Annotated in this window: 15 protein-coding genes, 1 tRNA gene and 1 pseudogene; 2 read left to right on the top strand and 15 right to left on the bottom strand. The window is 67.7% G+C overall.

The genetic code is table 11. The annotated features are described in order from the left end of the window. Positions 1–30: 30 nt before the first annotated feature. The 6 genes from A3CE_RS0144715 to A3CE_RS0144690 all read right to left on the bottom strand — a co-directional run bounded on the left by A3CE_RS0144715 (position 31) and on the right by A3CE_RS0144690 (position 6,122). Positions 31–744, bottom strand: a complete 714-nt coding sequence (locus A3CE_RS0144715; RefSeq protein ID WP_026469468.1) for an ABC transporter ATP-binding protein — start codon at positions 742–744, stop codon at positions 31–33. Next, positions 731–1,657 (bottom strand): ABC transporter ATP-binding protein, encoded by a 927-nt coding sequence (locus A3CE_RS0144710; RefSeq protein ID WP_020646632.1) that lies wholly within the window; start codon positions 1,655–1,657, stop codon positions 731–733. Before A3CE_RS0144710 ends, A3CE_RS0144715 begins: the two co-directional genes overlap by 14 nt. Continuing rightward, positions 1,654–2,799 (bottom strand): branched-chain amino acid ABC transporter permease, encoded by a 1,146-nt coding sequence (locus A3CE_RS0144705; RefSeq protein WP_020646631.1) that lies wholly within the window; start codon positions 2,797–2,799, stop codon positions 1,654–1,656. Before A3CE_RS0144705 ends, A3CE_RS0144710 begins: the two co-directional genes overlap by 4 nt. Next, a complete protein-coding gene (locus tag A3CE_RS0144700) occupies positions 2,796–3,812 on the bottom strand; it encodes a branched-chain amino acid ABC transporter permease (RefSeq protein WP_026469467.1) in 1,017 nt (338 codons plus the stop codon). Before A3CE_RS0144700 ends, A3CE_RS0144705 begins: the two co-directional genes overlap by 4 nt. A gap of 88 nt (positions 3,813–3,900) precedes the next feature. After that, on the bottom strand, positions 3,901–5,082 hold the full coding sequence (locus A3CE_RS0144695; protein ID WP_020646629.1) for a branched-chain amino acid ABC transporter substrate-binding protein: 1,182 nt from the start codon (positions 5,080–5,082) through the stop codon (positions 3,901–3,903). A gap of 425 nt (positions 5,083–5,507) precedes the next feature. Further along, positions 5,508–6,122: an ANTAR domain-containing response regulator gene (locus A3CE_RS0144690; protein WP_020646628.1), complete on the bottom strand. Its 615-nt coding sequence runs from the start codon at positions 6,120–6,122 to the stop codon at positions 5,508–5,510. A 182-nt stretch (positions 6,123–6,304) separates the two neighbouring features. Here A3CE_RS0144690 and A3CE_RS0144685 point away from each other — a divergent pair. After that, a tRNA-Leu gene (locus tag A3CE_RS0144685) sits at positions 6,305–6,378 on the top strand. 623 nt (positions 6,379–7,001) lie between these two features. Here A3CE_RS0144685 and A3CE_RS60030 read toward each other — a convergent pair. Then, positions 7,002–7,502: pseudogene (locus A3CE_RS60030) on the bottom strand (recombinase family protein); the annotation flags it as partial. 135 nt (positions 7,503–7,637) lie between these two features. Between A3CE_RS60030 and A3CE_RS59090 the strand changes: the two are divergent. Continuing rightward, positions 7,638–8,279 carry a hypothetical protein gene (locus A3CE_RS59090; protein WP_245589709.1) on the top strand — a complete coding sequence of 214 codons (642 nt, stop codon included), beginning with the start codon at positions 7,638–7,640 and terminating at the stop codon, positions 8,277–8,279. Between the two features lie 415 nt (positions 8,280–8,694). Here the strand turns inward: A3CE_RS59090 and A3CE_RS0144670 are convergent, their stop codons facing one another. From A3CE_RS0144670 to A3CE_RS0144640, 8 genes are all read right to left on the bottom strand, one after another. Continuing rightward, positions 8,695–11,397: a LysM peptidoglycan-binding domain-containing protein gene (locus A3CE_RS0144670; RefSeq protein ID WP_020646627.1), complete on the bottom strand. Its 2,703-nt coding sequence runs from the start codon at positions 11,395–11,397 to the stop codon at positions 8,695–8,697. A 10-nt stretch (positions 11,398–11,407) separates the two neighbouring features. Further along, entirely contained in the window at positions 11,408–11,605 is a 198-nt protein-coding gene (locus tag A3CE_RS52800; protein WP_020646626.1) for a hypothetical protein, read from the bottom strand. A 195-nt stretch (positions 11,606–11,800) separates the two neighbouring features. Then, the gene (gene istB / locus A3CE_RS0144660) at positions 11,801–12,571 is read right to left on the bottom strand and encodes an IS21-like element helper ATPase IstB (RefSeq protein WP_020638425.1); all 771 of its coding nucleotides are present in this window, start codon (positions 12,569–12,571) and stop codon (positions 11,801–11,803) included. Next, positions 12,568–14,040: an IS21 family transposase gene (istA, locus tag A3CE_RS0144655; protein ID WP_020646625.1), complete on the bottom strand. Its 1,473-nt coding sequence runs from the start codon at positions 14,038–14,040 to the stop codon at positions 12,568–12,570. The genes istB and istA overlap by 4 nt, the downstream gene beginning before the upstream one ends. A gap of 149 nt (positions 14,041–14,189) precedes the next feature. Further along, positions 14,190–14,369 carry a hypothetical protein gene (locus A3CE_RS52790; RefSeq protein ID WP_125592342.1) on the bottom strand — a complete coding sequence of 60 codons (180 nt, stop codon included), beginning with the start codon at positions 14,367–14,369 and terminating at the stop codon, positions 14,190–14,192. After that, on the bottom strand, positions 14,366–14,782 hold the full coding sequence (locus tag A3CE_RS0144650) for a hypothetical protein (protein WP_020646624.1): 417 nt from the start codon (positions 14,780–14,782) through the stop codon (positions 14,366–14,368). The genes A3CE_RS52790 and A3CE_RS0144650 overlap by 4 nt, the downstream gene beginning before the upstream one ends. Then, a complete protein-coding gene (locus A3CE_RS0144645) occupies positions 14,779–15,150 on the bottom strand; it encodes a hypothetical protein (RefSeq protein ID WP_020646623.1) in 372 nt (123 codons plus the stop codon). The genes A3CE_RS0144650 and A3CE_RS0144645 overlap by 4 nt, the downstream gene beginning before the upstream one ends. Continuing rightward, a complete protein-coding gene (locus A3CE_RS0144640; protein ID WP_020646622.1) occupies positions 15,150–15,344 on the bottom strand; it encodes a hypothetical protein in 195 nt (64 codons plus the stop codon). The genes A3CE_RS0144645 and A3CE_RS0144640 overlap by 1 nt, the downstream gene beginning before the upstream one ends. Between the last annotated feature and the right edge of the window lie 3 nt (positions 15,345–15,347).

Genomic DNA, 15,347 nt, shown 5'->3' with positions numbered 1-15,347 from the left:
CACGGGGCCGGTGGCGAGCCTGCCCGGATGTCAGCCGACGCCCAGGTAGGCCTCCTTGATGCTGTTGTCCGCCAGCAGCTCCTTGCCGGTGCCGGACTTGGTGATCCGGCCGGTTTCGAGCACGTACGCCCGGTGGGCGCGGGACAGCGCCTGCTGCGCGTTCTGTTCCACCAGCAGGACCGTGGTGCCCTGCTTGTTGATCTCCGTGATGATCCGGAAGATCTGCTGGATGAACTGCGGCGCGAGCCCCATCGACGGCTCGTCCAGCAGCAGCAGCTTCGGCTTCGCCATCAGGGCGCGCCCGATGGCGAGCATCTGCTGCTCGCCGCCGGACATCGTGCCGCCCAGCTGGGTCTTGCGTTCCGCCAGCCGCGGGAACAGCTCGAACACCCGCTCCAGGTCCGCGCTGAGGTCCTTGCGGTCCTTGCGCGCGTACGCGCCCATGTCGAGGTTCTCCATCACCGTCATACCGGGGAAGATGCCCCGGCCTTCCGGTGCCTGGGAGATCCCGCGGACCACGCGGAGGTCACCCCGCAGCTTGGAGATGTCCTCGCCGGCGAAGGTGATCTTCCCGGAGGAGATCGGCCGGATCCCGGAGATGGCCCGCATCGTCGTCGACTTGCCCGCGCCGTTCGCGCCGATGAGCGTGACGATCTCGCCCTCGTTCACCGTGATGGACAGCCCGGTGACCGCCTGGATCCGTCCGTAGTGGACGGACACGTCCGACAACTCAAGCAACGTCATCGTCAGGCACCCCCAGGTAGGCCGCGATCACCGCGGGGTTCTCGCGGATTTCGGCCGGCACGCCTTCGGCGATCTTCTTGCCGAACTCCAGCACCACGATCCGGTCGGTCACGCCCATCACGAGCTTCATGTCGTGTTCGATGAGCAGGACCGTGTAGCCGTCGTCGCGGATCGTCCGGATCAGGCCCATCAGATCTTCCTTCTCCGCCGGGTTGAAGCCCGCCGCGGGCTCGTCCAGGCAGAGCAGCTTCGGCTCGGTCGCCAGCGCCCGCGCGATCTCCAGGCGCCGCTGGTAGCCGTAGGGCAGGTTCTTCGCCCGGTCGGCCGCCCGGTCGGCGATGCCGACGAACTCCAGCAGGGCCATCGCCTTCTCGACGGCGGCCTTCTCCTCGCGGTGGTGCCGCGGAGAGCGCACCAAGGCCCCGAGCAGGCTGGTCTTGTGCCGCGCGTCGGTGCCGACGACGACGTTCTCCAGCGCGGTCATCTCGGCGAAGAGCCGGATGTTCTGGAACGTCCGGGCGATGCCGAGCTGGGTGATGCCGTGCCGCGACGCCTTGCCCAGCGCCTTGCCTTCGAGCCGGACCTCGCCCGACGTCGGCCGGTAAACGCCGGTCATCGCGTTGAAGCAGGTCGTCTTGCCCGCGCCGTTGGGGCCGATCAGGCCGAGGATCTCGCCGCGGCGGATGTCGAAGGAGATCTGGTCCAGCGCGACGAGACCGCCGAAGCGCATCGTCACGTCGTCGACCTCGAGGAGCGTCTGCCCCACCTCGACGTCGATGTCGCGGTCCGGCGCGACGACCTCGGCGACTTCGGCGTCGTGCTCGGCCCGTTCCTCGACCGACATGTGCTGCAGCTCGGCGACGATGCCGCCCTCGGCGGTGACCTCGGGGCCGCCGTTCTGGGGGTCGGTCATGGCTTGCTCCCCGGGGTCGGTTCGGTCTGCAGCGCACCGTCACTGCTGATCTGCTCGCCCCGGCCCAGCAGGCGCTGGTACGCCTGCCTGCCGTAGGCCAGCAGCCGCTGGCGTGCGCCGAGCAGGCCCTGCGGGCGGAAGATCATCAGGATGATCAGCGCCAGACCGAAGATCAGGTACTTGTACTCGGCGATCGCCTGGAACCGCAGCGGCACGTAGGCCACCACACACGCGCCCAGAATGACACCGACCTTGTTGCCCGAGCCGCCGAGGATCACCGCGGCGAGGAACAGCATCGACGTGACGACGTCGAACTTCTGGTTGTTCACGAAGCCGAGCTGGCCGGCGTAGAGCGCCCCGGAAAGGCCGCCGATCGCCGCACCGCTGATGAACGCCCAGATCTTGAACTTGAACGTCGGCACGCCCATGATCTCGGCCGCGTCCTCGTCGTCCCGGATGGCCACCCACGCGCGGCCGACCCGGCTGCGCTCCAGGTTCCCGACCAGGAACAGCACGGCGATGATCAGCGTGACGCACAGCCAGTACCACGGGATGCCGTTCGAGTTGTTGAACAGCGGCGACCCGTCGGCGTTCGTGCCCGGCGGGTGCCCGACCTCCTTGAACCCGGAGTTGCCGCGCAGCGGGCCGACGTTGTCGGCGAGCAGGCGGACGATCTCGCCGAACCCGAGCGTCACGATCGCCAGGTAGTCCCCGCGCAACCGCAGCGTCGGCGTCCCGAGGATCACGCCGAAGACCATCGTGACGGCCATCGCGATCGGCAGCACGACGAGGAACGGCAGGTGCGACAGCGACGAGTCGGGGCTGGTGAACAGCGCCATCACATACGCGCCGATCGCGAAGAACCCGACGTACCCGAGGTCCAGCAGGCCCGCCTGGCCGACCACGACGTTGAGGCCGATGGCGACCAGCGCGTAGCGGGCCACCTCGAACATCGCGATCGGGAAGTCGTACCCGGGCTGCGTGGTCAGGATCGGCGGGTTCAGCACCGGCAGGAAGTAGATGAGCACCACCAGCGGGATCAGGACGACCCACTGCTGCACGCGGCTGAGGTTGTTCCACCGCTCGCTGAGCGAGCGTTTCCGGACGGCAGGCGCCGCCGGAGGAGTCGTGGTCGTCGTCATACCCGGGCCTTTCCGAGCGACTCACCGAGGATGCCGGTGGGCCGGATCATCAGGACCAGCACCAGCAGGACGAACGCGACGATGTCGCGCCAGCCGCCGCCGAACAGCGACTGGCCGTAGTTCTCGACGACGCCGAGCAGCAGGCCGCCGAGCAGCGCGCCGCGCAGGTTGCCGATCCCGCCGAGCACCGCCGCCGTGAACGCCTTGATGCCGAGGAGGAAGCCGCCCTGGTACCACGCGCCCTGCGGGATCTTCATCATGTAGAACAGGGCCGCCGCGCCGGCGAGCAGGCCGCCGATGAGGAAGGTCAGCATGATGACGCGTTCCTTGTTCACGCCCATCAGCGTCGCGGTGTCCGGGTCCTGCGCCACCGCGCGGATGCCGCGCCCGAACTTGGTCTTGTTGACGAAGTAGTTGGCGGCCAGCATCAGCACGATCGAAGCGATGACCGTGATGATCGTGACGTTGGTGACGCTGCCGCCGAAGAGCGTGAAGACCTCTTCGTTGCGCATCAGGCGGATGCCCAGCTCCGGGTTGCCGTGGCGCCAGATGAAGATGAGCTGCTGCAGCACGAACGACGCGCCGATCGCGGTGATCAGGAACACCAGCTTGGGTGCCCCGCGTTTTCTCAGCGGACGGTAGGCCACCCGTTCCAGGATCACGGCCGTGCCCCCGGAAACCGCCATCGACGCCAGCAGGGCGAGCAGCAGGAAGCCGACCAGTTCCACCACCGACAGCGTGGGCGTGTTGCCGGGCCGGAACCCGAGGCCGTAGAAGGTGAACCACGTCGCGTAGACGCCGTAGATGAAGACTTCGGAGTGGGCGAAGTTGATGAGCTTCAGAACGCCGTAAACGAGCGTGTAGCCCAGCGCCACGAGCGCGTAGATGCTGCCGTAGGCGAGCCCGTCGAACGTGTTGTTCCAGAACTGGTCCAGGAACGCGCTCACGTCGAACTTGATCCAGGTATCGCCCTGGGCCAGGACGAGCGAGCTCAGATCATGAGTCAATGACACACTAGTTCTCCATGTGGGACCGGGGTGCAGGCCCGGCGGGATCGAGCCGCCGGACGTGCACCCCGGTAATCAGAACGGAAGCGTTGCGCTACTTGATCTCGGTGTTGCGGACGATCTTCCCGCCCTCGACCTTGTAGGTCCACACGGTCGTGCTGGAGAGCTCGCCCTTGTCGTCCCACTTGAAGTGCTTGGTGATGCCCTGGCCGTCGTAGCTCTTCACGAAGTCGAGCAGGCCGGCGCGGTCCTTCTTGCCCGAGTCGATGCCCTTGAGCAGGATCGTCGCCAGGTCGTAGGCCTCGGGCGAGTAGGTGCCCGGGTCCTTGCCGACCGCGGCCTTGTAGGCGTCGGTGAACTTGGTGAACTGGTCAGCCGGGACACACGGGCAGGTGAAGTACGCGCTCGCGGCGGCCTCGCCGGCACCCTTGACGAACTCGTCGTCCTTCACGCCGTCCGGGCCGACGAACTTGGCCTTGACGCCCGCGTCGTTCAGCTGCTGCGCGAAGGGCGCGGCTTCCTGGTAGTACCCGGAGTAGAACACCGCGTCCGGCTTCTCGCTCTTGATCTTGTTGACCACGGCCGAGAAGTCGGTCTGCTTCGTCTTGACGCTGTCCTGGCAGGTGCCCTTGTCGCCGAGCGCCTTGATGGTCGAAGCCGCCAGGCCCGTGCCGTAGTCGGAGTCGTCCTTGATGACGCACACCTTGTTGGCCTTGAGGTCGCCGGTGATGAACTTCGCGGCGGCCGGGCCCTGGGTGTTGTCGTTGCCCAGACCGCGGAAGAAGGTCTTCCAGCCGTTCTGGCTCAGCGTCGGGTTGGTCGCCGACGGGGTCACCGTGACCAGGCCCGCACTGTTGAAGATGTTGCCCGCGGCCTTCGACTCACCGGAGAACGGCAGGCCGACGACGCCGATGATCGCCGACGTGTTGACGATCTGCGTCACGATGCCGGGCGCCTTGTCCGGCGTGCCCTCGGTGTCGAACTGCTCCAGCTTGACCTGGCAGCCCGGGTTGGCCTTGTTGTGCTGGTCCACGGCGAGCTTCGCGCCGTTCAGGATGTTCTGGCCCAGCGCGGCGTTGGCGCCGTTGATCGTGCCCGCGTACGCGATGGAGGTAGGGGCACACTGCGCCTTGCCGTCGCCGGCCGGGTCGGCCGCGTCGGCTGCGGCGGACGGGGCCGCGGCCTGGGACTGCGAGCTCGAGCTGTTGCTGCCCGAGCCACTGTCTGTCCGTGCCGAACACGCGCTGAGGGCGATGGCCCCGACACTGGCCAGCACGATGACCCTCGCAAGTCGTGCTTTCTGCACTCGTTCCTCCAAATGCCACCTGGCCGCCCGGTCGGGCGGCTGTCCCGGCGTGGGACCTGACTGGCCGCTGAAAGTAGCCGCCTCGGGGGCCGTTGCACAGAGTCACACGCGCTCTTGTAGCCACATCGTGACGGTCGTCACGAGTATTAACGTATGATTTACACCCGCTTGTCGTAAGCAGACCAGCGGGTCGTGACTCTCGGTGCGCAACAGCCCGCAGACCGCCCCCTTGACGCCTGGTTCAAGGTGTGCAGAGTCTACGGACCCGGCTTCGATCATGACGCCAGACCACGCCGAGAAGGTGCGCAAAGGTACCAAGTACGCCCATTCGGGCACCCGGAGCGTCACAAAAGCGGGGGTGGCCGTGGCCGAACCCCCGCTTTCGTGGTTGGGAGTCAGCTCCCGATGCTCTCCACGACGGCTTCCGCGACAGCCTTCATCGTGGTCCGGCGGTCCATCGCGGTGCGCTGGATCCACCGGAAGGCGTCGGGCTCGGTGAGCCCCTGCCTGCTCATGAGCAGCCCCTTGGCGCGGTCGATGACCTTCCGCGTCTCGAGCCGGTCGGTGAGCCCGGCGACCTCGGCCTCGAGCGCCTGCAGCTCGGAGAACCGGCTGACGGCGAGCTCGATGGCAGGCACGAGGTCACGCTTCGCGAAGGGCTTGACAAGGTAGGCCATGGTGCCGGCATCCCGAGCACGTTCGACGAGATCCCGCTGGCTGAAGGCGGTGAGGATGACGACGGGCGCGATCCGGTCGCCGGTGATCTTGGAAGCGGCCTCGATGCCGTCCAGCTTGGGCATCTTGACATCGAGGATCACGAGATCAGGCTTGAGATCGGTGGCCAGCGCGATGGCCTGTTCGCCGTCACCTGCCTCACCGACAACCTCATAACCCTCTTCACGCAGCATTTCGACGAGGTCCAGCCGGATGAGCGCCTCGTCCTCCGCGACGAGCACCCGACGCTGCGGCACGGTGGCAGCACCGTTGGCCTCGGTAGCCTGATCGGTCACCGGGGTCCTCCTGAAGACTTGGCGGGACGTTCGGTTTTCGCGGCTTTCCCGCGAACTTGAAGCCTACCGGGAACGATCCAGTCGAAGAGATGGCGTTCACCACGTAGTGGCCAGCGCGACACAGCGGTCCCCAGCCCCGAGCGCGGGCGGGGTCAGGTGATCCCGTAGAGTCACCACGTCGCGCCCCCGTAGCCCAACTGGCAGAGGCAACGGATTCAAAACCCGTCCAGTGAGAGTTCGAATCTCTCCGGGGGCACGAACAGCAACCTCACAAGGCCGCCCGCTGGGCGTTCCTTGCGAGAGCATCTCCTCGGTGATCCTTTCCGCTGCGCCGGTGATGTCCGGCAGCTGATCTTCGGGAAGTGTGATCTCCAGTGTCGCACGATCGCCGCCAGCGTCAATCCGGATGGTCAGCTGCGTGACCTCGAACAGCGTCCGCAGCAGCCGTTCCGGTGCCGTCGCCAGGTTCAGGGCCAGGTACGGGAGCGCATCGATCAGGCCCTTGTCCTCAGCTGTCGGCTTGGCTGCTGTGGCTCCGCCAGCTTGTTTGAGGTCGGCCAGCGCACTCGCCGCACCCGCCCGTTGCTGTTCCAGTTCGTTGTAGCGGCCCCTCAGGGCCTTCGTGAACGGGTCATCAGGATCACCGTCGGCGGCCTGCCGCAGGATGGAGTTCTGCTTCTTGGTCAGCTCGTCGAGGGCCTTGGCCAGCCGCTGAGCCTCCGCCTCTCGATCGCGATCGGCCTGGTCATCGACGCCCGCCAGCTCGGTCTCGAGAATCGCCCGGCGGTCCGAGCCGAACACGCGGTCGGCGAAGAACCTGGAGACGGCGTCGAGGACGGCATCCTCACGGAAGTACAGCGCCTTCTCGTGACCGAGGTACTTGTCCGGCCGACCTCGGTTCGTGTTGCTCGGTCGGCACAGGTAGTACGACTTGCCGTGCCGCGGTACGCCGATCATCCGTCTCCCGCACGAGCAGAACAGCATCCCGCGGAACAGGTAGGTCCGCTTGGTCTGGGGGTGGACGTTGCGGTCACCGCCGGCGCGAGAGCCCTTCTTGGCCTGCCTGCGAGCCGTGAGCTCGTCGTACATCCACTTCGGGATCAGTGGCTCGTGGGCGGGCTCGAGCGACCAGACCCACTTCACCGGGTCGTTGACCTTGCCGTGGCGTGACCGCGTGGCGCGGCGGTTGTAGACCTGGTAGCCGGTGTACTTGGGGTTGCGGAGGATGTCGTAGACGCTGGAGCGGCTCCACGCCCCGCGCGCTCGCTCCGGTCCCGGCGGCACGGGCGGCGGGTGGTTGGCCAAGTCCCGATTGAGGAGCGTGGCGATCGCGTCGCCACCCAAGCAGTCGTAGTAGGCCCAGGAAGCGATCTGGGTCACAGTCTCACTCCGCACGCCGTCGGGTTCGAGGCGAGTCTTCGTAATCCCCTTCGCGGCCTTCGCCGGGTTCGGATGCCGGAATGTCTTGGCCTTGTAGCCGTAGCAGGGCTTGCCGATGTTCCATCCCTCGCGGACGTGGGTGCAGGTGCCTCCCCAGGACTGTTCGAGGGTGTTCAGGACCTCGTACTCCGCGACGGACTGGTTGATCCGGCGCTGCAGGATCCGCTGGGCTCGGCTGCCCGAGACGCTGATGGTCTCGTTCGCGGCGAACAGCGAGACCTCGCACCGTTCGAGGTCTCGTTCGACCGAGAGTCCTTCGAAGGCCCGGCGCGCGACTCGCGCGATGCTCTCGCAGATGACGACGTCGAACCGGCGGTCCGGTCTCGCAGCCTCGGCCAGCAGGTCGGCGATGCCCCCGTCGCGGGCGATGGGGATGTCGAAGCGGTCGTAGTGGTCGCCGCGGCCACGCCGGTCCAGTTCCATCCGCCCGGACTCGACGTCGTAGAAGTGCGCGACGATGACCCAGGATTCGGGCAAGGCGGTCTTGGAGTTGCCCAGCTGGCGCAGGATCGACTGGCGGGGATCCTGCTGCTCCTCTGTGGAGGTTCGTCCCAGGAAGGCGACGCGGACCTCGTCTCGGAGCAGGGCCAGGGGCATACCCAGGGGCGAGACCGCGTGGTCGGACAGTCCCGATGGCCCCGAGACACCGGGCCGGAGGGGTTGGCCAAAACCGGGCCGCCCTGGAACAGGAGGGTTGACGATCACACGGTTGGGTGAATTCATGACGATCAGGCATCCTTGGCGGGTTCAGCGGACGAGGCGTCAGCAGCCCAACGAAGAAGATCTGCCGAGGCGCGAGCAAGCCGGGCGCGCAATCCTTCAGCGCTTGCCCCACCGACAAGCTCAACGCGGCCAGAGAAATGACATTTCTCCCCGCGGGAACGATCCTGATCGTAACACCAAGTAGGACCACTCTGGCGCCATGCCATTTCCGTCACCACGACGTGTTCAGGGCCCGATTCCCCTGCCGAGACTGCCACTTCGACCACCGAGACCGTTCGCGAGACCGGGGCGAGACAGGCACGACTTCAGTTCACGTGTCTCGAGACCCACGTCAGGGATTTCCTTTGAGCGAGACACGCGAAAAGGCGTGGTCGACAATTCACCAGCGGCTCGCCTGAATACTTGCTCGCTACGACCGGTCGGCCAGCAGCGTGCTCACCAGAGCGCTGGTTTCCTCATCGAGCTCCAACTCAAGTGAGGCCGCGAGGGCGACGAGCTTGTCGGCCGTTTGGCGAACGGCTGCGAGATTGCCCGCGCGGTACTCGATGCGGAGCAAGTCTCGGTAAAGGATCTCGCTCACCGGCTCGGCAAGCAGCCCGCGCATGGCTGCCCGGCGTGCCGCGGGGAGGTCGCCGGCCTTCTGGTAGGCGTCAGCAAGGGTGTGAGCGACATCGACGATCGCATCGATCATCTCCCGCTGGTGCCACGAGCTCCACGCGTACCTGCCGGCCGGGACGTTGCCGAACGGGGTTCCCCGCACCAGATCGAGAGCTTGCTGCAGGTCCGAGACCGCGCTGTCTCGGTCGGCGAGACCACTGCGCGCCAGGTCTCGGAAGACGCGCCAGTCGGAGGTGAACGAGTCCGACATCCGGTAGCCGCCGTGACGGGCGTCGACGTTCGGCACGTACAGCTCGTCCTTCTCGTCCCGCCCGAGCCAGGTGCGGAGGCGGGAGATGTAGCCCTGCCGGGTCGCCGCGGACCACGGCTGGGTGTCCGTGCCGAGCTGGCGGGAGATCTCGTCGGCTGTCACGCCAGGGTGCAGGGCAAGGAACGCGGCCAGCTCGGTCAGGCGGTTGAGCTTCTTGCCCTCCACGGCTTGCGGGTCGGCTCCGTGCAGCCGCACCGGACCCAGCATCTGGAGGGAAGGCATTGCTGCCACTGCGGGACGCATCACGACCGGCCTCGTCGGCTCGCGGGCCTGGTGCGGCTCTGGCACCCCCTTTTTCTCCGGCGGGACGCCTCGGAACTCGCGGTGCAGTACCTGCTTGGGCTCATCCGCCTCGGCGAGGGCTGATACGAGTTCGCTGACCTGCACCGGTGAAAGCCTCTGCAGCTCGATGTCCTCGCCCAAGACCTCTACCGCTGTGAACCGGGTCGTCACGTCGAGGTGCCACGCACCGGGCAGCACGACGTCTTCGTCGTGAGCTGCCACGACGGCGTCCAGGCGAAGGGGCAGAAGGCGTTGCACGACGTCGCCGGTCAGCGGGATGGCCGACAGCAGCACCTGAGGCCGGTCCGGTTCGGGCTCGAGCGACTCGATGGCGTCTTCCCAGCCCGACGTGAACCGGAGTCGATCCGGGTGGGCCTCGGCTGAGGTCCTTCCCACGCCGACCAGCGTGATCTGCGTCCAAGCGGTCCATGGAGCCACGGCGAGGTCCCAAGCCATGGCGAGCAGGACAGGCTCGATCGCCTCACGGTCGCCGCCGAGGGTAAGGACGCCCGCTTCTCGCAGGTCAATCAGGACGAGGTCGCGCTTCTGGGTGTACCCGAGGGATACCAATGCCGGATACGGCGGCGGGACGTCGTCACCGTCGAGATTCGCAGTCGAGTCCAGGCGCCACTCTGTCTGCCCTGACTTGACGAACGGCTCGATCGGCTTGCTCTTCGCGGCGAGCCGAAGCGTGATGCCCTCTGCCCCGATCTTCACGGCTCGGAGCTTCGGCAAGTCGTCTCCAACGTGTCCCGCAAGCGTTTGCAGCGCCCGGGCCAGGTCCTCCACAGTGGTCGGATGCGCGGCTGAATGGAGAGCGTGTTCAAACGGGCCAGACTCTTTGATGTGGATGCGGTGTCCGGGACGGCGGCGCCGCTGTGCGCGGCGTCGCCGGATCACCAGCAGGGTGAGCAGGCCGGCGGCGAGGACGCCACCGACGCTCGTCAGCACGGCCGATGATCCATCGTCTGCATCGGCGGTCGGCGTCACGGTCTTCGGGGGCTGGCGGGTCGGGGTCGGAGTTTCGCCGCCAGGCGGCTTCGGCGGTTCGACGGGTTGAGGCGGCGGGGAAGGTGGTTCGGCCGGCGGACATGACTCGGGGACGCGGGCGAACACTGCGGCGGCCGCCGCCCCGCCGCCGCCTGCGGCAGGCTTCGGCGGGCGCGGTATGCGTAGAACGTCGCCGGGGTGGATTGTGTCGGGATCGTCCAGCAGGTGTCCGGTCGGCTGAGGTCGTCCGCGGTTGAGGTCGAAGATCTCGTGGTAGCGGCCTGCGTCGCCCAGCTGTTCGCGGGCGATCTGGGTCAACGTCTGGCCCGGACGCACGATGACCTCTTCGCAGTCGGGATCGCCCGGCAGATGGAGAACCCAGCCGGGCCGTAGCAGGCTGGGGTCTTGGAGGGAGCGGCCGTCAGGCTGGCGGACCCCGCGGTTGAGGTCGAAGACCTCCCGGTAGCGCGCCGCGCTGCCGAGTTCGGCGGCGGCGATCTTCGTCAGGCTGTCGCCGGGGATGACCACGTGCGTGGACGGAGTTCCGTCGGCGGCCAGCTCCGTAGCCTCAGCCGCTGTGCTGGTCAGTACGAGGAGTAACACGGCCGCAGCCATGTGCTGTGCCCACGCGGAGCCGGGAAGCCGTGGGACATTGGCACCGCAGAGCCGGGCAACCACTTCCAGCGCGATCGCGACCACCAACTGGAGCCAGGCGACGAAGCCCGCGCCGACCAACAGCAGCAGGAAGAGCTGGCCGGAGTCCTCGCTCGTCAGCCACGTGACGACCTCGGACGCCGACGGCATGTGGTCGGGCACGTACACAGACCGGAAGTGCCACAGCGCCATGGGCGGGACCGCGATGATCGCGATCAGCGCGGCAACGCCGACGAGCAGCCTCGCAGTCGTTCGCATCGCGCTCCTCCTAACCTGCGGAAACCACGACCGCCGTTCCGCTTCCGTGGACGGTGAACTCGGAGATTCCGATCGAGCTCAGGAAGACGGTCGGGCGGGTGATCGCGGTTTCGACGAAGAGGCGGCCGTCGGTCCAGCGTGCCGTCCCGCTTACCCCGGACGCGGTGAGGTAGCGCTGTGCCTCGACCACGGCCAGCTGGGGATCCATGTCCGGGTCGGTGCCCGCGGCCAGCGCGCGGGTCCGTAGTGCCTGGCCTCCGGCTCGCGCTGCTTCCTCGGCAATCGACGTCGCCTGGGAGTAGTGTCAACGGTCATTGGGAACTCCGGGCGGGCGGACAGCTGGTCTGCGGGCTGGCGGACAGTACTTGTCCGGGCTGATGGACAGCGGTTCTCCGGATCTTGGTTAGGTCAAGGGGACCACCCCCTTGCCCGCGATGGCTTCGGCGAGGCGGTGGCTGTCGCCTTTGGTGGTGACCAGGTGGGCGTGGTGCAGTAGCCGGTCGACGGTGGCCGTGGCGAGGGTTTTCGGCATGATCGAGTCGAACCCGCTGGGATGGATGTTGCTGGTCACCGCGATCGAGCGGCGTTCGTAGGCGGCGTCGATGATCCGGTAGAACGCCTCGGCGGCGTCCTGCCCGGCGGGCAGCATCCCGATGTCGACGACGATGAGGTCGCAGCCGCAGATCCGGGAGATCGTGCGGGCCACCGAGCCGTCGACCTTGGCTTTGCCGACCGCGGCGGTCAAGGTTTCCAGGGTGAACCAGGACACCCGCATGTCGTTCTCGATCGCCGAGTGCGCGAGGGCTTCCACGAAGTGCGACTTCCCGGTGCCCGACGGCCCCGCGACGGCCAGGTTCTCTTGTCTTCCAATCCATTCCAATGTGGACAGTGAGTTCTGGGTAGCCTCGGAGATCGAGGATTCCTCGGCGCGCCAGGAGGAGAACGTCTTGCCGGTGGGGAAGTTCGCGGTCTTGCGCCGCATCCGCCGGGTCGCGGCGCCGCGGCCGGTGACCTCCTCGCCGAGCAGGACGCGCAGCACCTCGGCGGGATCCCAGCGTTGCGCCCGCGCGGTGGCCAGGACGTCGGGTGCGGCTTTGCGCAGGTAGGGCAGCCGCATCCGGCGCAGCACCAGGTCCAGTTCCTCAGGCAGGGCGGGGGCTTTGGGGCTGCTCACTGGCCGAACACCTCCCAGCCGCTGGTGCCCGGTTGCGCGGAGTGGGCCTCATCGGCCACCACCACGTCACTCGGCGGCCCGGAGGAGGTCAGGTGGTCCAGGATCGAGGCGAGGTCGTCCTCGGCGAACCGGCCCGCGATCGCCGCCAGCCCCAGCGCGTCGTCGACCCGGCCGGCATCCAGGATCGCCGCCAGTTCCACCGCGCGGGCCATCTTGACCCGGATCCGGGTCACCCCGGTCGCAGCGGCTTCGACCAGCCACCGGCAAGCACCCTCGCCGAGGGCGAGGAACGCGACCTCCTCCGGAGTGCGTGCCCTGACCTTCGGCGGGCGAGGCAGATTCCCGCCCGGATGGTGCGGGTAGTGCGCGTCGTCGATGCGCGGAGAACCCGGAGTGGACAGCACATGCCGGGCGATCTCGGTCAGCCCGGCGGTGGTGTCGCCGACGATGACCAGCTCGTCGCCGGTGACGCGGGCCCAGACCTTGCTGCCCTGGTGCCCGTCGGGGGTGGAGTAGCGCACCGACCCGAACCGGATCGTCTGGTCATCGTCGACCAGGCGCTCCTCGCCGAGGGCGATCGCGTGCGGTTCGGCGGGCAGGACGTGCAGATGCTGCAGTTCGGTGGCCAGCCGGACATCCGGAGCGGCCCCGGTCTCGCGGTGGGTGCGGGCGTTGACCCGCTCGCACCACTCGACACACGCGTCCGCCAGGTCGGCGAACGTCGAGTAGGCGGGCAGCAGGTTCGCCGTGGTGGGCACCAGGTCCGCCTTGGCGATCTTGACGGTGTGCTCGGCGCCGCCCTTGGACTCGGGGTCGAACGGCTCACACGTTTCGACTTTGCAGCCGTAATACCGGCCCGCGGCGACGATCTCAGGGTGACGTACCGGCACCCCGGCGACCCGGTCCATCGTCACCGTCCGGGGGTTGTCGGTCAGCAGATATGTTGGTGCGCCACCGATCCGACGCAACGTCGCATCCACACAGGACACCAGAGTGCCCAAGGTCTGGTCCCATGCGGGCAGCACCACGCGGAAGCGCGACCACGACAGCCACGCGCAGAACAACTGCGTGCGCCGCCCGCCGACTCGAGGGCCCTCACCCCAGTCGAACTGCATCCACATCCCCGGCTCCGGGGTCCACGGCCGGTACTTGCGGCGGTGGCCGGCCTTCCACGCTGCTTTCGCCTCGGCGACCGCGCGCCGGGTCGTGCGGTCGGTGCCGGTGAACCCCATCGCGACCAGCCGCTGATGCACCACATCGGCGCGGACCCGGCCCTGGGAGTTCGCCACCAGTTCCTCGATCTTGCCCAGGAACGGGTCGATCCCACGAGCCCGCCGCGCCGGGGTGAACGGGTCACCACCCGCGTCGCGGATCGCGACATAACGGGCGACGGTCTTCTCATCCACCCCCGCCAGCTCCGCTGCCGAGTGCGCACAGCGTGTCAAATCGAACGCTTCCAAGATGTCCATGATTTCCCTGTCAGACTTGGTCAAGGGACTCCTCCGGCCGCACGGGCGGGCAACTGATCAGCAACCAGAGCCAACCCCGCCGGAGGGGTCCCTACCTGCATTGATGTCAGGCGTGTCCCGGAGATCTCATGTCCATCGACCCGGAGATTTCATGTCCGCCCACCCGGACCGAACTGTCCGCCCACCCGGATTTTTTCATGTCCGCTGGCAGAGTAGGCCTGTCCTTTGCGGGTTCCATCGACGGCGAACCCGACGCCGACCAGCACCGCGGTGCTCAAGCCGAGGATCAGCACCGATGTTGATCCGCGTTCTCCACGCAGCGACCTCATGATCGAGCTCCGTACCGGTCGATCGGTGAGCGGAACTCCGATCGGAGTGTCTTCGAGCCGATCCCCGGAAGCAGATCGACCAAGGGCACAACGCAGGTGACGGTCGCGACGACATATCCCGTCTCCCCGAGCGACTTGGCGAAGTCGCGGGCGTCGACGGCCACGTTCAGGCTGGTGCACGCCAGTCTCTGCTCGGTAAGCACCGCGCGGGCGTGGCGGTCCGCCGTGATCGCAGCAGCCTGGCCGTCGCGAGCGATCGACGCCGCCCGGGCGGCGGAGCGAGCGGCGTCGTCGATGGCCGCGTCGGCCACGAGCACGCGCAGACCGACCAGGCCCAGTTGGAAGATCAGGAAGAGGGCGACGACACCGACGACCGCCTCGATGGTGATGTCGCCCCGCTCGGACGGCTTCACGGCCGCAGCTCCTCGATCGGGCCGGACGAAGTCTGGCTGATGGAGAACTGCGCGAAGGGCACCAGGGACACGGCTTCCCCGGTGACCGTCACCGACACGTTGCGTCCGTCGGTCTCGGCGTGCGCGGCGACCTCGTTCAGCCATGAACCCGTGGCTCGGGTGACGTAGCCGGCCGCTGCCGAGGCAGCGGCGGCGGTGTCCACCGGTGGGAGCCGGGCCGCGTGGACGCCGTCGCGGGCGGCTTCGAGCGCGACGCCGCGGCCGAGCAGCACGACGGCGACCTGCAGGATCGCCCAGGCGACCAGCAGGACGGCGCTGAAGATGATGGCCGCGGCGACGTTGTCGTCGCCGCGTTCACCCGCCAGCATCAGTGGCCGCCGATCAGCGGGAGCTTGCCGTTGACGAAGGCCGTGATCCCGGCGCCGATCAGCGTGGCGACGGTGATGCCGAGCGCCGCGTAGAACGCCTTGGTGATGTTCTCGTCGCCGCGCTCGCCTTCGTCCGCGAACTGGCCGAGGCGTGTCTGGAGCCAGAGCCACCAGAACGTGATCTTGCCGAGCATGAT

The sequence above is a fragment of the Amycolatopsis balhimycina FH 1894 genome, from assembly GCF_000384295.1.
In the GTDB taxonomy this organism is placed as follows: domain Bacteria; phylum Actinomycetota; class Actinomycetes; order Mycobacteriales; family Pseudonocardiaceae; genus Amycolatopsis; species Amycolatopsis balhimycina.
Note: the sequence above shows the minus strand (reverse complement) of the source record. Positions and strands in the feature narration are given on the sequence as shown.

Excerpts from the sequence above, each read along its gene's own strand:
- A3CE_RS0144715 (WP_026469468.1), bottom strand. The coding sequence starts at position 744 with ATGACGTTGCTTGAGTTGTCGGACGTGTCCGTCCACTACGGACGGATC.
- A3CE_RS0144710 (WP_020646632.1), bottom strand. The coding sequence starts at position 1,657 with ATGACCGACCCCCAGAACGGCGGCCCCGAGGTCACCGCCGAGGGCGGC.
- A3CE_RS0144705 (WP_020646631.1), bottom strand. The coding sequence starts at position 2,799 with ATGACGACGACCACGACTCCTCCGGCGGCGCCTGCCGTCCGGAAACGC.
- A3CE_RS0144670 (WP_020646627.1), bottom strand. The coding sequence starts at position 11,397 with ATGCGAACGACTGCGAGGCTGCTCGTCGGCGTTGCCGCGCTGATCGCG.
- A3CE_RS52800 (WP_020646626.1), bottom strand. The coding sequence starts at position 11,605 with ATGGATCCCCAGCTGGCCGTGGTCGAGGCACAGCGCTACCTCACCGCG.
- istA (WP_020646625.1), bottom strand. The coding sequence starts at position 14,040 with ATGGACATCTTGGAAGCGTTCGATTTGACACGCTGTGCGCACTCGGCA.
- A3CE_RS52790 (WP_125592342.1), bottom strand. The coding sequence starts at position 14,369 with ATGAGGTCGCTGCGTGGAGAACGCGGATCAACATCGGTGCTGATCCTC.
- A3CE_RS0144645 (WP_020646623.1), bottom strand. The coding sequence starts at position 15,150 with ATGCTGGCGGGTGAACGCGGCGACGACAACGTCGCCGCGGCCATCATC.
- A3CE_RS0144640 (WP_020646622.1), bottom strand. The coding sequence starts at position 15,344 with ATGCTCGGCAAGATCACGTTCTGGTGGCTCTGGCTCCAGACACGCCTC.